Origin of the sequence: Amycolatopsis sp. FBCC-B4732 (assembly GCF_023008405.1) — a bacterium.
In the GTDB taxonomy this organism is placed as follows: Bacteria; Actinomycetota; Actinomycetes; order Mycobacteriales; family Pseudonocardiaceae; genus Amycolatopsis; species Amycolatopsis pretoriensis_A.
This window is the reverse complement of record NZ_CP095376.1, coordinates 5,991,277-6,003,049: the sequence shown is the minus strand read 5'-3', so window position 1 is coordinate 6,003,049 and position 11,773 is coordinate 5,991,277. Positions and strand designations below refer to the sequence as shown.

Below are 11,773 nucleotides of genomic sequence, written 5' to 3'. Positions count from 1 at the left end.
ATCGGGGTGCGCGGGCGCCGCCGTCCGGCCTAGCCTCCCGGCATGGACCTGACCTGGCGCCCGTTGACGCTCGCCGACGTTCCGGCGCTGACCCGCCTGTACGCGGCGGCCGAGGAAATCGACCGGACGGGTGAGCACTTCAGCGAGGAAGACCTCCGTGAGGAGCTGGAAGGTCCCAGCATCGACCTGGCCCGCGCCACGACCGGCGCCTTCGCGGGCGACCGGCTCGTCGGGTACGGCCTGATCCGCCGCCGTGACGCCGCCGACCCCGTGCACATGATCCGGCTCCAGTCGATCGTGCACCCGGACCACCGCGACGACGTCCTCGGCGCGCACCTGGCCGAGTGGTTCTCGCGGACGAGCCGCGAGGTCCACGAGCGCGCCTTCCCGGGCGCGCCGCTGGAGCTGCACCACGGTCTGCACGAGAACGAGCGCTGGATCGCCGGGGTGCTCGCCGGAGCGGGCTACCGGCATCGCCGGACGATGGTGACCATGCGCGTCGGGCTGGCGGACCTGCTGCCGCAGCCGCCGTTGCCGGACGGCTTCGAGGCGGTGCCGTTCGGGTTCGAGCACGACCGCGCCGTCCTGGACGCGCGCAACGACACGTTCGCCGACCACTGGGGCAGCACGCTCTACGAGCCGGAGGCGTGGCGGCACCTGGTCACCGGCTCGAAGGACTTCCGGCCGGACCTGTCGTTCCTCGTCCTCGACGGGGAGAAGGTGCTCGCGTTCGTGCTGAGCCACTTCTACGCGTCCGACGCCGCCGCGACGGGCATCCGCGAGCTCAACGCCAGCTGGGTCGGAACGCGCGAAGCGCTGCGCGGGCGCGGGGTCGCCTCGGGCCTGTTGGGCCACACGCTCCAGGCCGCGAAGGCGGCGGGGTTCGACCGGTCGGCGCTCAACGTCGACGTCGACAACGCCCACCGGGCGCTCGGTGTCTACGAGCGGTGCGGGTACCGCGTCGCCGAAGAGTGGTACGTGTACGTGCTGGCGTGAGCCGGAGCCTCAGTGCTCCACGAGGTTGAGCAACTCCTCACCCTGCACGTACCGCCGCAGCTGTTCGGCCGCCAGTTTCTTCGCGCGCGGGTAGAAGGACGCCGAGCCGCCCGCGATGTGCGGGGTGATCACCACGCCCGGAACCGTCCACAGTGGATGGTCGGCGGGCAGGGGTTCCGGGTCGGTCACGTCGAGGCCCGCGCGCAGCCGGCCGGCGCGGGTCTCCGCCACCAGCGCGTCGGTGTCGATCGCCGTGCCGCGGCCGACGTTCACCACCAGGGCGTCGTCCGGGAGCGCCGCCAGCTCCGCGCGGCCGACGAGGCCGCGGGTCGCCGGCGTGTCCGGCAGGATCAGCACCACGATGTCGGCGTGCGGCAGCAGCTCCGGGAGCTCGGCGACGCCGTGGACGTCTTCGTCCGGACGCGGGCGGCTCGCCACCCTCGTCACCACCGCCTCCGCCGCCACGAGCTGGCGCTCGATCGCCTGCCCGATCGAGCCGTGGCCGATCAGGAGGACACGGCTGTCGGCCAGCGACCGCGTGTGCTCGCGCACCCACTCGCCCCGCGCCTGCTGCGCGAACCAGCGGGGCAGGTCCCGCTGGGCGGCGTGGATCAGCGCGAGGGCGTGCTCGGCGACGCTCAGGTCGTGGAGGCCGCGCCCGTTCGCCAGCCGGACGCCCGGGGGCAGCAGCGGCACCAGCGCCTCGACCCCGGCCGACAGCGACTGCACCACCCGCAGCGCGGGCAGCTCCTTGATCAGCTTCGGCGGCTCGGGCCCACGGTCGTAGGGCAGCACGTAGAACTCGACGTCGTCGAGGCCGTCCGGCACCGCCTCGCCGCCGTCGTAGTACGCGGCTTCGACCCCTTCCGGCACCTCGATGTCGGTCCAGGGCAGCAGTACGCGAGCGCTCATGCCGCCTTTTCTACCCGCTCGCCGGGCGCCGCCGCGCGCTCAGTGCTCACCTCCCGAAACGCAGAACTCGTTGCCCTCGGGATCGGCCAGCACCGTCCAGGTCAGGCCCGGTACCTGGTGCACCGCGAGCACCTTCGCACCCAGCCCCACCAGGCGTTTCACCTCGGCCTCGCGATCGTCGCCGCCGAAGTCGACGTGCACCCGGTTCTTGCCCGCCCTCGGCTCCGGGACCCGCTGCAGCGCCAGCGGGAGACCGCCCTCGGCGGGCGCGAGGATGAGGAACTCGCCCTCGTAGTCCTGCGCGACCGTCGTCTCGAGCGCTGCCGTCCAGAACTGCGCCAGACCGCGCGGGTCCGCGCAGTCGATCGTGATCATGCCCATGTGGATCGCCATGCCCCGAAGCTAGCGGTGACCTCCGACGAAAACGGCCGCCGAGTAACCCGTTGGAGTCACGGCGGGGTGAGTGACTACCCTGAGCGGGACTTTCACACCCGCCCGGCGCAGGGAGCCCCGCAGTGATCACCAGGACTTCGTCGTTGTTCCTTCGCACGTTGCGCGAGGATCCGGCGGACGCCGAGGTACCGAGCCACCGGCTCCTGGTACGCGCCGGCTACGTCCGCCGGGTCGCCCCGGGCGGGTACTCCTGGCTGCCGCTGGGCCTGCGGGTGCTGCGGCGCGTCGAGAACGTCGTGCGTGACGAGATGAACGCCATCGGCGCGCAGGAGATCCAGTTCCCCGCGCTGCTGCCGAAGGAGCCCTACGAGGCGACCGGCCGCTGGACCGAGTACGGCGACAGCCTCTTCCGCCTCAAGGACCGCAAGGGCGCCGACTACCTGCTCGGCCCGACGCACGAAGAGCTCTTCACGCTGACCGTGAAGGGCGAGTACAGCTCGTACCGCGACTACCCGGTCACGCTGTACCAGATCCAGACCAAGTACCGCGACGAAGCGCGCCCCCGCGCAGGCATCCTGCGCGGCCGCGAGTTCGTCATGAAGGACTCCTACTCCTTCGACCTCGACGACGAGGGCCTGGAGCGCTCCTACCAGGCCCACCGCGACGCCTACACGAAGCTGTTCGACCGCCTCGGCCTCGAGTACGTCGTCGTGAAGGCGACGTCGGGCGCGATGGGCGGCTCGGCGTCCGAGGAGTTCCTCGCGGTCGCCGAGACGGGCGAGGACACCTACGTCCGCAGCACGGACTCCGGTTACGCGGCGAACGTCGAAGCCGTCGTGACGCCCCCGCCGCCCGCGCAGCCGATCGAGGGCCGCCCCGAGGCGCAGGTGCACCACACGCCGAACACGCCGACCATCGAGTCGCTGGTGAACTTCCTCAACGCGGCCGGGCTCGGCCGCGAGTTCACCGCCGCGGACACACTCAAGAACGTCATGCTCAAGACGCGCCAGCCGGGCGCGAAGGAGTGGGACCTGGTCTGCGTCGCGGTCCCGGGTGACCGCGAAGTGGACATGAAGCGCCTCGAAGCGTCGCTGGAGCCCGCCGAGGTGGCGCTGCTCGAAGAGGCCGACTTCGCGAAGAACCCGTTCCTGGTCAAGGGCTACATCGGCCCGAAGGCGCTGCAGGACAACGGCGTGCGCTACCTCGCCGACCCCCGGATCGTCCCCGGCACCGCCTGGGTCACCGGCGCCGACAAGGTCGACCACCACGTAGTGGACCTGCTGGCCGGCCGCGACTTCACCCCGGACGGCACGATCGAGGCCGCCGAGGTCCGCGAGGGCGACGCGTCGCCGGACGGCCAGGGCACCCTGGTCGCCGCGCGCGGCATCGAGATCGGGCACATCTTCCAGCTGGGCCGCAAGTACGCGGACGCGTTCGAGCTGGACGCGCTGGGCCCGGACTCCAAGCCGATCCGGATCACGATGGGCTCGTACGGCGTCGGCGTCTCGCGGCTGGTCGGCGTGCTCGCCGAGCAGAACCACGACGACCTCGGCCTGATCTGGCCGCGCGAAGTGTCGCCGTTCGACGTGCACGTCGTCATCGCGGGCAAGGACGACGCGGTGCGCGCCGGCGCCGAGAAGATCGCCGCCGAGCTGGACAACGCCGGTCTGGAGATCATCCTCGACGACCGCAAGGCGACGCCCGGGGTCAAGTTCGCCGACGCCGAGCTGGTCGGTGTGCCGACCATCCTCGTGGTCGGGCGCGGCCTGGCCAACGGCGTCGTCGAGGTCAAGGACCGGCGGACGGGCGAGCGCGAGGAGATCGCGGTCGACGCCGTCGTCGAGCACCTGGTGAAGCTCGTCCGGTCCTGATGGCCCGGTTCCACCGGCGATCCGACGACCCGAAGCCCGGGTACGAGGACAACGCGGCGCTCCGCGGGTTCGGCGGTTACGAACCCGCGGACGCGCCGGAGGTCCAGCGCGCGCGGCCGAAGCGGATCCGCCCGGCCGCGAAGCCGCTGAAGTGGCGGCGGGCGCCGTGGTTCGGTCTGGTGTTCATCGCGCTGGTCGCCGGGGTGCTCAACGCGCTGGGCGTCGGCAAGCCGCGTGACGCGTCCTCGACGCCGTCGCCGCGTTCGCCGGTGGTGGTCACGCCCTCGCCGCGCGCAGCGGTTCCGCCGGTGGTCACGGGCTGGCAGTCGGTGGCCGGCCGCGACGGTTCCTACGCCTACGACGTCCCGCCGAACTGGAAGCCCGAACCCGGCACGCTGCACGGCTGGGAGCAGACCGGCGCGATCCCGGGGCTCCGCCTGATCACGAGCGCGTTCCTGGGCGAGCACTTCTGCGGCACCAGCGACCTCGGTGGCGCCGGCGTGTCCACGGAGCCGCTGACCGATCTCGACGCGGCGGCCCGGAAGGCGGTCACCGACGTCGGGGTCAGCGCGTTCAGCCCGGTCGACGGTCCGCTTGCCGCGGTGACCGCCGGCGCCGGGACCGACGCACAGCTCACGAAGGCCGACGGGACGAAAGCGCCGTCGCGGATCGTCGTCGCGGAAGTCGTCCCCACGGAAACGGGGGAGTGCGCGGCGAAGCACGCGCTCGTGGCGGCGATGGCGTTCGGCGGGGACTCGGGGACGGCCGGGATCGTGGTGGCGTACGCGGACAGCGACCGGGGCGGCCCTTCGGTGCGTGACGACCTGGTCGGGATCGTGCGGAGCTACCGGTTCGTGCCGCCGGCCGACCGCGGCACGACGACTCCGCCGCCGACCACCTACCGCTAGCCGGAAATTCGGCAGGCCGCCCGCATGGGCGGTGACGCGGACAGACGGCTCGTCCGGCCCCGGCATCGGCGGGAACTGCGCGAGCGGCAGGGAACAGGCCGCGAAGGTCACCGCGTGGACCGAGGCGGGCGAGGACGACGGCACCGCGCTGATCGCCGACGCCGACGCCGATGCCGAGGCGGTCCACCACGTCGTCGTCTAGTTCGACCCCTTCCCCCTGCGGATCAGCGTGCCCGAGAGCTGCTGACCAGCTTCGCCAGCTCCCGCAGGCGGACGTCCGGCAGGTACGCCCGGCTCAGCGCCAGCCCGATCCGGGGGAGGTCGGCTTCGTCGCGGAACGCCAGGTACAGCGGGACGTGGCGCGGCTGGAACTTCGCCTTGAACGCGTGCAGCGAGCGGAAACCGTAGTACGGCTCCATCACGCGGCCCAGCGACTCCAGTGCCCGGTCCACCGGCCGCGCCGAGCCGGAGCCGCTGCGGGCCAGGGGTGCGCCCGACAGCGAGACGAACCGCGCGCCCTCTTCCCGGAACGCCAGGCAGGCCGAGGCGATGAGGAACTCCATCACCGGGCGGAAGCCGTGGGCGCTGCGGCGCATGACGTCGAGCGTCCAGCCGCCGATCTTGCCCGCGCCGGTGTGGACCGGGAGCCACGACGTCACGCCGTGGACGGTGCCCTCCGCGTCGACCGCGAGGCCGACCCGGGTGGCCGGGTCCATCGCCTCGTCGAGCCCGCCGAGGGTGAAGCCCATCTCCGGCATGCCCTTGTCGGCGATCCACTCCTCCGAGAGGGCCCGGACCTGGGCGAGGATGGGTTCCGGCTGGTCGGCCAAGCGCACCAGCCGGAAGTCGATCTGCTGCTTGGCGGCCTTGTTCAGCGCGGACCGGACGTCTTGCCACGCCTTGCCGCGGAACTCGAGGCCCTCGAGGTCCAGCACGTTGTCCTCGGCGACCTGGACGTGCTGCCAGCCCTGCTCGCGCGTCGCCGCGACGGTGGCCTCCGTCGCCGAGAACACGCACGGCACCAGGCCGGAGTTTTCGCACATCGTGGTGAACTCGGTGACCGTGGCCGCCGCGGTGCCGTCCGGCGCGATCGGGTCGCCGAGCGCGACCGCGACCCCCGCGTGCCGCCGGTAGGCGAGGTAGGACCGGCCGTCTGCACGGACGAAGTAAGTGTTGCGCGGCCAGGTCGTCATCCACGACAGCGTGCTGCCGCCGTGGTGGCCCAGGAGCGTGCGCGCCAGCGCGGGCCCCGGGCCCTGCGCGTGGCGCCGCAGCCGGCGTCGCGAAGGCACGCGGAAGGCGTGGCGGGCGGCGATCAGGACGCCCAGCTCGACCGTCCACAAGAGATTGTCGACGAAGAACAGCGGCAGGCCCTCGGTGTCGTAGTCCCCGCCGAAGACGTCGGCCAGCCCGACGAGCGTGGCGACGGCGAGCCCTTGCAGCGTCACGAAAGCCGACAGCGCGACGGCCCAGCGCCACGCGACGCGCCCGCCCCGGCGCAGCCCGTTGAGCATCGGCACCACGAGCACCACCAGGACCGCCAGCTCCGGCGCCGACAGCGAAACCCCTTCGGCCGAGCCGAACGGGCCATCGCCCGGCACGAGGAACATCACGATCTCGGCGACGGTGAGCAGCAGCAGCCCCGCGACGGCCAGCAGCCGCCATTCCCGCAGGTTCGGGCCCGTCGTTTCCCCGGCGCGGTGCCGGCCGACGAGCCGCTTGCCGAGCGGGATCGCGAGCAGCAGCGCGAAGAAGTGCACGAGGTCGGCCAGGGTGCCGACGTAGACGATCGCGACGCCGGCGTACACGCACAGCCCGGCCCGCAGCCGCAGCGCCCACGGCGGCCGCAGCGTCGCGCTGGCGACCGCGACCGCGGCGAGCGCGCCGCCGGAGAACCCGACGTCGAGGCTGCCCGCGACCCGCTCGGCCCACAGCCAGCCGGAGTTGCGGCACAGTGCGAGGAACTGGGTGGCGACGAGCACGGAGGCGAGCTGGCCGCCGATGGTCACGGCCATTGCCCGCCGCGTGCCCAGCTGCCACTCGGCGAAGCCGGCGAAGAGCGCGAAGCTGCCGACCATCGGGAGGTAGTACCAGGGGATGACGGCGAAGAACGGCCCGGTGAGCATGGTCCACCACCGGCCCGCTTCCAGCGACGGCAGGCCGTAGGCGATGAACGGGTAGGCCGCGCGGTCTTCGGCCGCGCTCCAGAGCGCGCCGGACGCGACGGCGAGCACGAGCATGGCGGCCGTGACGCTGCTGGTGAACGGCAGCCGCTCTCTGAGCACCGCGACGGTCCCCCGGACGCGTCCCCCTCCGGCGAGCTTCCCCGCCGCCCCTGTTTGAGTCATGGGAAGAGTCTGTCGAGCGGTGGCGCCCGTGGACATCGGGCATGGGGACGAGATTTCCCCTAGGGGAGTCGTCCTTTCGACTGAGGGGTTTCCCCCTCCTCAGGAGGATGTCAGCGGAGGACGGCGGCCCGGACGGCGTCGGTGTCGGCCAGGTCCGGCAGCACGGTGTGCGCGCCCGCCGCGGACAGTTCCCCGGCGGAGAAGTGGCCGGTCGCGACGGCGACGGAGACCGCGCCGTTGTCCAGCGCCGCCTTGACGTCGTTGGGGGTGTCACCGATGACGACGACCTCGTCGGCGTCGAACTCGGTGCCGTGCTTGGCCGCCGCCAGCCCCATCGCGTGCGGGACCAGGTCCGGGCGGTGCACCGAGAGCGTGCCGTAGCCGCCGATCTCCAGGTCGAGGTGCTCCTGGAGGCCGAACGCGACGAGCTTGTGCCGGGAGATCTCCGGCAGGTTGCCGGTGACCAGCGTCTGGACGACACCGTCGTGCCCGGCGAACGCGGTCAGCGCCTCGGCCGCGCCCGGCAGCACGCGGGCCTCCACCGGGAAGCGGTGCGCCGCGCGTTCGGACTCCGCGACCAGGGCCTTGAACAGCGCCTCGATCGTCTCCGGCGCGGCCTCGAAGCCGTTCGCGGTGAGCAGGTCGGTCGTCGTGGCGAGCTCCGTGCGGCCCCCGAACACGGGGTTGACGCGCAGGGTCGCCCCGGTCGCGGCGGTGAACGCCGTCGCGTACCAGGCCGAACCCAGCTCGGTGAAGTCCACGAGGGTGTGGTCGATGTCCCAGAGCACCAGCCGCTTCTTCGTCACGGGATCGAGGCTACCGGGGTCGCTATTCAACACGTGTTGACTGCTGGGGCGAGGACGTCGTAGCTTGAATTCAACAAGCGACGAATAACTGGAGGTTGTCATGACCGGTCCTGTCCGGCGCCCCGCCGGGGCGCTCGCCCTGGTCGCCGCCGCGGCCGGCGCGCTGGTGGCGGTGGTGCTCGGGTTCCTCACCTTCGGCGCGCAGGCCACCGTCGCGCCCGACGGTGTCCCGGTCGCCGTCGCCGCACCGCCCGAAATCGCCCAGCGCCTCGCCGCGCACGGCGGGGGCCAGCTCGCCTGGACCGTCGCGACCCCGGCCGAAGCGCGGCAGCTGCTGGCGGACAAGAAGGTCTACGGCGTGCTCGAACTGGCGCCGGGTCCGGTCGCCACGGTCGTGACGTCGGGCGCGGTCAACCCGGCGGGCACGCAGGTCGCGCAGCAGGCGCTGACCGGCGCCGCGACCGCGCTGGCCGGGCCGCCGAAGCAGGAGGTGCTGCACCCGGTGAGCCCGGCCGGGCGGACCGCGCCGCTGGCCGCGTCCGCGCTGACCTGGATCGGTGCGCTGGTCGCCGGCCTCGGCCTGACGCAGCTGGCGAAGCGGACCGGCCGCGAGATCGGCGCCGGAGCGCGGTTCCTTCAGGTCGTCGGCGTCGGCGTGCTGCTCACGGCGGCGGTGGCCGGGTTCTTCGCGCTGTGGGACTCCGCGCTCCCGCTGGACGCCGGCGTGCTCGGCTTCGTCTTCCTCGCGGCGACGGCGTTCGCGGCGGTGCAGGCCGGGCTGCTGCGGCTGCTCGGGCTGCGCGCGATGGCCGTGCTCGGGCCGCTTTACCTGGTCGCGCCCGCGGTCGCCGGCCAGGTGCCGGAGCTGCTGAACCCGGCCTACCGCGCGCTGCTGTGGTCGTGGACGCCGTTCCGCTTCCCGGCCGAAGGTCTCCGCAGCCTGCTGCAGGGCGTGCCGGGCGCGCCCGACGTCACCACCGGGCTCTGGGTGCTGGGTGCCCTGCTCGCCGCGGGCCTGCTGGTGACGCTGTGGCCGGGCCGCTCAGCCCGCCAGGAGGCTGAACCGCACCCGGCGGACCGGGTTGTCGAGGTTGGTGTCCACTAGGCAGATCGACTGCCAGGTGCCCAGCGCGAGCACGCCGCCGAGCACCGGGATCGTCGCGTAGGGCGGCACCAGCGCCGGGAGCACGTGGTCACGGCCGTGACCCGGGGTCCCGTGCCGGTGCCGCCAGCGGCCGTCGCGGGGGAGGAGCTCGTCGAGCGCGGTCAGCAGGTCTTCGTCGCTGCCGGCGCCGGTCTCCACGATCGCCAGCCCGGCGGTGGCGTGCGGGACCCAGACGTGCAGCAGCCCGTCGGTCGCGTCGGCGTCGCGCAGGAAGGTCTCGGCCTCGTGGGTGAGGTCGTGGACGACGGCTTCGGAGCCGGTGCGGACCTCGATCTCGGTGGAGTACATGACTCCCAGCGTAAGGCTCAGGAGTCCAGGTAGCGCAGCACCGCGAGCACCCGGCGATTGTCCCCTTCGGACGGTGGCAGGCCGAGCTTGCCGAAGATGGACGTCACGTACTTCTCCACCGAACCGGCCGAAAGGAACAGCTTCGCCGCGATCGCGGAGTTCGACCGGCCTTCGGCCATCAGGCCCAGCACTTCGCGTTCCCGCGGGGTGAGGCCGCCGAGCGCGTCGGTCTGGCGCGTCGCGGAGAACAGCTGGCTGACGACTTCGGGGTCGAGCACCGTTTCGCCGTCGGCGACCCGGCGCAGCGCGTCGAGGAAGTCCGACACCTCCGCTACGCGGTCCTTCAGCAGGTAGCCGACGCCGCCGGCGCGGTCGGCCAGCAGCTGGGCGGCGTACTTCGTCTCGACGTACTGGGAGAACAGCAGGATCGCGCAGCCGGGGAGTTCGCCGCGCAGGGCGATCGCGGCCCGCAGGCCTTCGTCGGTGTGCGTCGGCGGCATCCGGATGTCCACAATGGACACGTCGGGGGTGTGGCTCTCGACGGCGGTCCGCAGCGCGTCGGCGTCCTTCACCGCGGCGACCACTTCGTGGCCGCGGAAGGTCAGCAGCTCGACGAGACCCTGGCGCAGGATGGTGGAGTCCTCCGCGATGACGATCCGCATGCCGCGACCCTAGCGGGGCAGCGGCACCCGTGCGATCACTTCGGTTGGACCACCCACCGGGCTCGTGACGGCCAGCTCGCCGTCGACCGTCCGCAGGCGTTCGGCGACGCCGGCCAGCCCGCCGCCGGGCACGATCCGGGCGCCCCCGGTCCCGTCGTCGCGCACGCGCAGCCAGAGGACGTCGCGCTCCTCGGTGACTTCGACGGATGTCGTCCCGCCGTGCTTCGCGGCGTTCGTGAGCAGCTCGGCGGCGCTGAAGTAGACGATCGTCTCCAGCGACGGCGGCGGCCGGCGCGGCAGGTGCACGGTGACCCGCGCGTCGATCCCGGACGTCGCGACGAGCGTGGCGAGCGCGACGTCGAGCCCGGCGTCCAGTGCGGGCGGGTGGATGCCGCGGGCGAGGTCGCGCAGCTCGGTCAACGCCTGCTTCGCGTTGGCGTGCGCGGCGGTGACCAGCTCCTTCACCTGGGGCAGGTCGGCGCCTTCCAGCTCTTCCTTGGCCAGCCCGAGTTTCATCGACAGCGCGACGAGCTGCGCCTGGGCGCCGTCGTGGAGGTCGCGTTCGATGCGCCGCAGCCGGAGAGCGGCGTCCTCGACCGCGGTCGCGCGGCTGGCCTCGAGGTCGCGGACCCGTTCGGACAGCACGCGTTCGCCGAGCAGGCCGACGACGAGCAGCCGGTCGAGCGCGGTGAAGGCGTGGGTCACCCACGGAAGCACCACGAGCACCAGCAGCCCCGACGCGGACCAGGCGAGCGCGCCCGCCCAGTGGTCGGCCCGGATGCCGAAGGTCGGCAGCTCCCGTTCGCCGAGCGGGAACCAGAAGAGGGCGAAGCTCGACGCGGCCACGCCGTAGACCGTCGCGGAGCCCACGGCGAGCAGGCCGGCGAAGGTCAGCGGGAGGCGCAGCAGCAGGTAGCCGGCCGTGCGCCAGCCCGCGGGGTCGCCGACGCGGGCCTTCACCCAGCTCCAGAGCCCGGGCTTCAGTTCGGGACGGCGCGGCGCGGGGACGCTGACGCCGAGCAGGGCTTTCGCCAGGCCGCGGTGGGCGGCGCCGAGGGCGCGGGCGTAGAGGAGCGCGCCGGCGAGGACGAGGAAGCCGAGCAGGACCGGCGTCAGCCAGAGGCCGGCGATGACGACGACGAGGAAGGTGAAGAGGGCGAACAGGCTGAGCGGGCCGGCGAGCCACAGCCAGGCGTACTCGGCCCAGAAATCCCGTGCGGCGACGGGGCCGAAGACCCGGCGGAGCGGGTGGGGACGGGGTAGGTCGAGGCTGGTCACCGGTTCAGTTTCGCCGGGGCGGGGAGCGTTGCCCATCCGGTTTTCCCCCGGGGCGGAGTCGGGGAAGCGCCCGGGTTGGGGCCGGTTCGGATGTTGTGAACGGGTCGTTCACGGCGTCTGGTGACGTGAAAGGGTCGTTCATGACG

At 72.8% G+C, this 11,773-nt stretch carries 12 protein-coding genes; 5 read left to right on the top strand and 7 right to left on the bottom strand.

Annotated features, from left to right (window positions below; translation table 11 throughout):
• The first annotated feature begins 42 nt into the window (after positions 1–42).
• Positions 43–996, top strand: a complete 954-nt coding sequence (locus MUY14_RS26045; RefSeq protein ID WP_247012759.1) for a GNAT family N-acetyltransferase — start codon at positions 43–45, stop codon at positions 994–996.
• Between the two features lie 9 nt (positions 997–1,005).
• Here MUY14_RS26045 and MUY14_RS26040 read toward each other — a convergent pair whose 3' ends face one another.
• On the bottom strand, positions 1,006–1,908 hold the full coding sequence (locus MUY14_RS26040) for a 2-hydroxyacid dehydrogenase (protein ID WP_247012758.1): 903 nt from the start codon (positions 1,906–1,908) through the stop codon (positions 1,006–1,008).
• 39 nt (positions 1,909–1,947) lie between these two features.
• Positions 1,948–2,301, bottom strand: a complete 354-nt coding sequence (locus tag MUY14_RS26035; RefSeq protein ID WP_247012756.1) for a VOC family protein — start codon at positions 2,299–2,301, stop codon at positions 1,948–1,950.
• Between the two features lie 122 nt (positions 2,302–2,423).
• On the opposite strand from MUY14_RS26035, the gene MUY14_RS26030 reads away from it, so the two are divergent.
• Genes MUY14_RS26030 through MUY14_RS26020 form a run of 3 tightly spaced genes read left to right on the top strand, consistent with a single transcriptional unit; the run spans position 2,424 to position 5,282 of the window.
• Positions 2,424–4,172, top strand: coding sequence for a proline--tRNA ligase (locus tag MUY14_RS26030; RefSeq protein WP_247012754.1), 1,749 nt, complete (start codon positions 2,424–2,426; stop codon positions 4,170–4,172).
• Positions 4,172–5,080, top strand: a complete 909-nt coding sequence (locus MUY14_RS26025) for a hypothetical protein (RefSeq protein WP_247012752.1) — start codon at positions 4,172–4,174, stop codon at positions 5,078–5,080. The genes MUY14_RS26030 and MUY14_RS26025 overlap by 1 nt, the downstream gene beginning before the upstream one ends.
• Before the next feature lie 31 nt (positions 5,081–5,111).
• Complete coding sequence (locus tag MUY14_RS26020; RefSeq protein ID WP_247012750.1) at positions 5,112–5,282, top strand: hypothetical protein; 171 nt, start codon at positions 5,112–5,114, stop codon at positions 5,280–5,282.
• Positions 5,283–5,304: 22 nt separating this feature from the next.
• Here MUY14_RS26020 and MUY14_RS26015 read toward each other — a convergent pair whose 3' ends face one another.
• Positions 5,305–7,428, bottom strand: a complete 2,124-nt coding sequence (locus MUY14_RS26015) for a bifunctional lysylphosphatidylglycerol flippase/synthetase MprF (RefSeq protein ID WP_247012748.1) — start codon at positions 7,426–7,428, stop codon at positions 5,305–5,307.
• A gap of 110 nt (positions 7,429–7,538) precedes the next feature.
• Positions 7,539–8,234, bottom strand: a complete 696-nt coding sequence (locus MUY14_RS26010; RefSeq protein WP_247012746.1) for an HAD family hydrolase — start codon at positions 8,232–8,234, stop codon at positions 7,539–7,541.
• Positions 8,235–8,334: 100 nt separating this feature from the next.
• Between MUY14_RS26010 and MUY14_RS26005 the strand changes: the two genes are divergently transcribed.
• Positions 8,335–9,339 (top strand): ABC transporter permease, encoded by a 1,005-nt coding sequence (locus tag MUY14_RS26005; protein ID WP_247012744.1) that lies wholly within the window; start codon positions 8,335–8,337, stop codon positions 9,337–9,339.
• On the opposite strand, the gene MUY14_RS26000 is transcribed toward MUY14_RS26005, so the two are convergent.
• Genes MUY14_RS26000 through MUY14_RS25990 form a run of 3 tightly spaced genes read right to left on the bottom strand, consistent with a single transcriptional unit; the run spans position 9,277 to position 11,663 of the window.
• The gene (locus MUY14_RS26000) at positions 9,277–9,687 is read right to left on the bottom strand and encodes a secondary thiamine-phosphate synthase enzyme YjbQ (protein WP_247012743.1); all 411 of its coding nucleotides are present in this window, start codon (positions 9,685–9,687) and stop codon (positions 9,277–9,279) included. The two genes, MUY14_RS26005 and MUY14_RS26000, sit on opposite strands and share 63 nt — an antisense overlap.
• 17 nt (positions 9,688–9,704) lie before the next feature.
• On the bottom strand, positions 9,705–10,349 hold the full coding sequence (locus MUY14_RS25995; RefSeq protein ID WP_125306195.1) for a response regulator transcription factor: 645 nt from the start codon (positions 10,347–10,349) through the stop codon (positions 9,705–9,707).
• Between the two features lie 9 nt (positions 10,350–10,358).
• Entirely contained in the window at positions 10,359–11,663 is a 1,305-nt protein-coding gene (locus tag MUY14_RS25990; protein WP_247012741.1) for a sensor domain-containing protein, read from the bottom strand.
• Positions 11,664–11,773 lie beyond the last annotated feature (110 nt).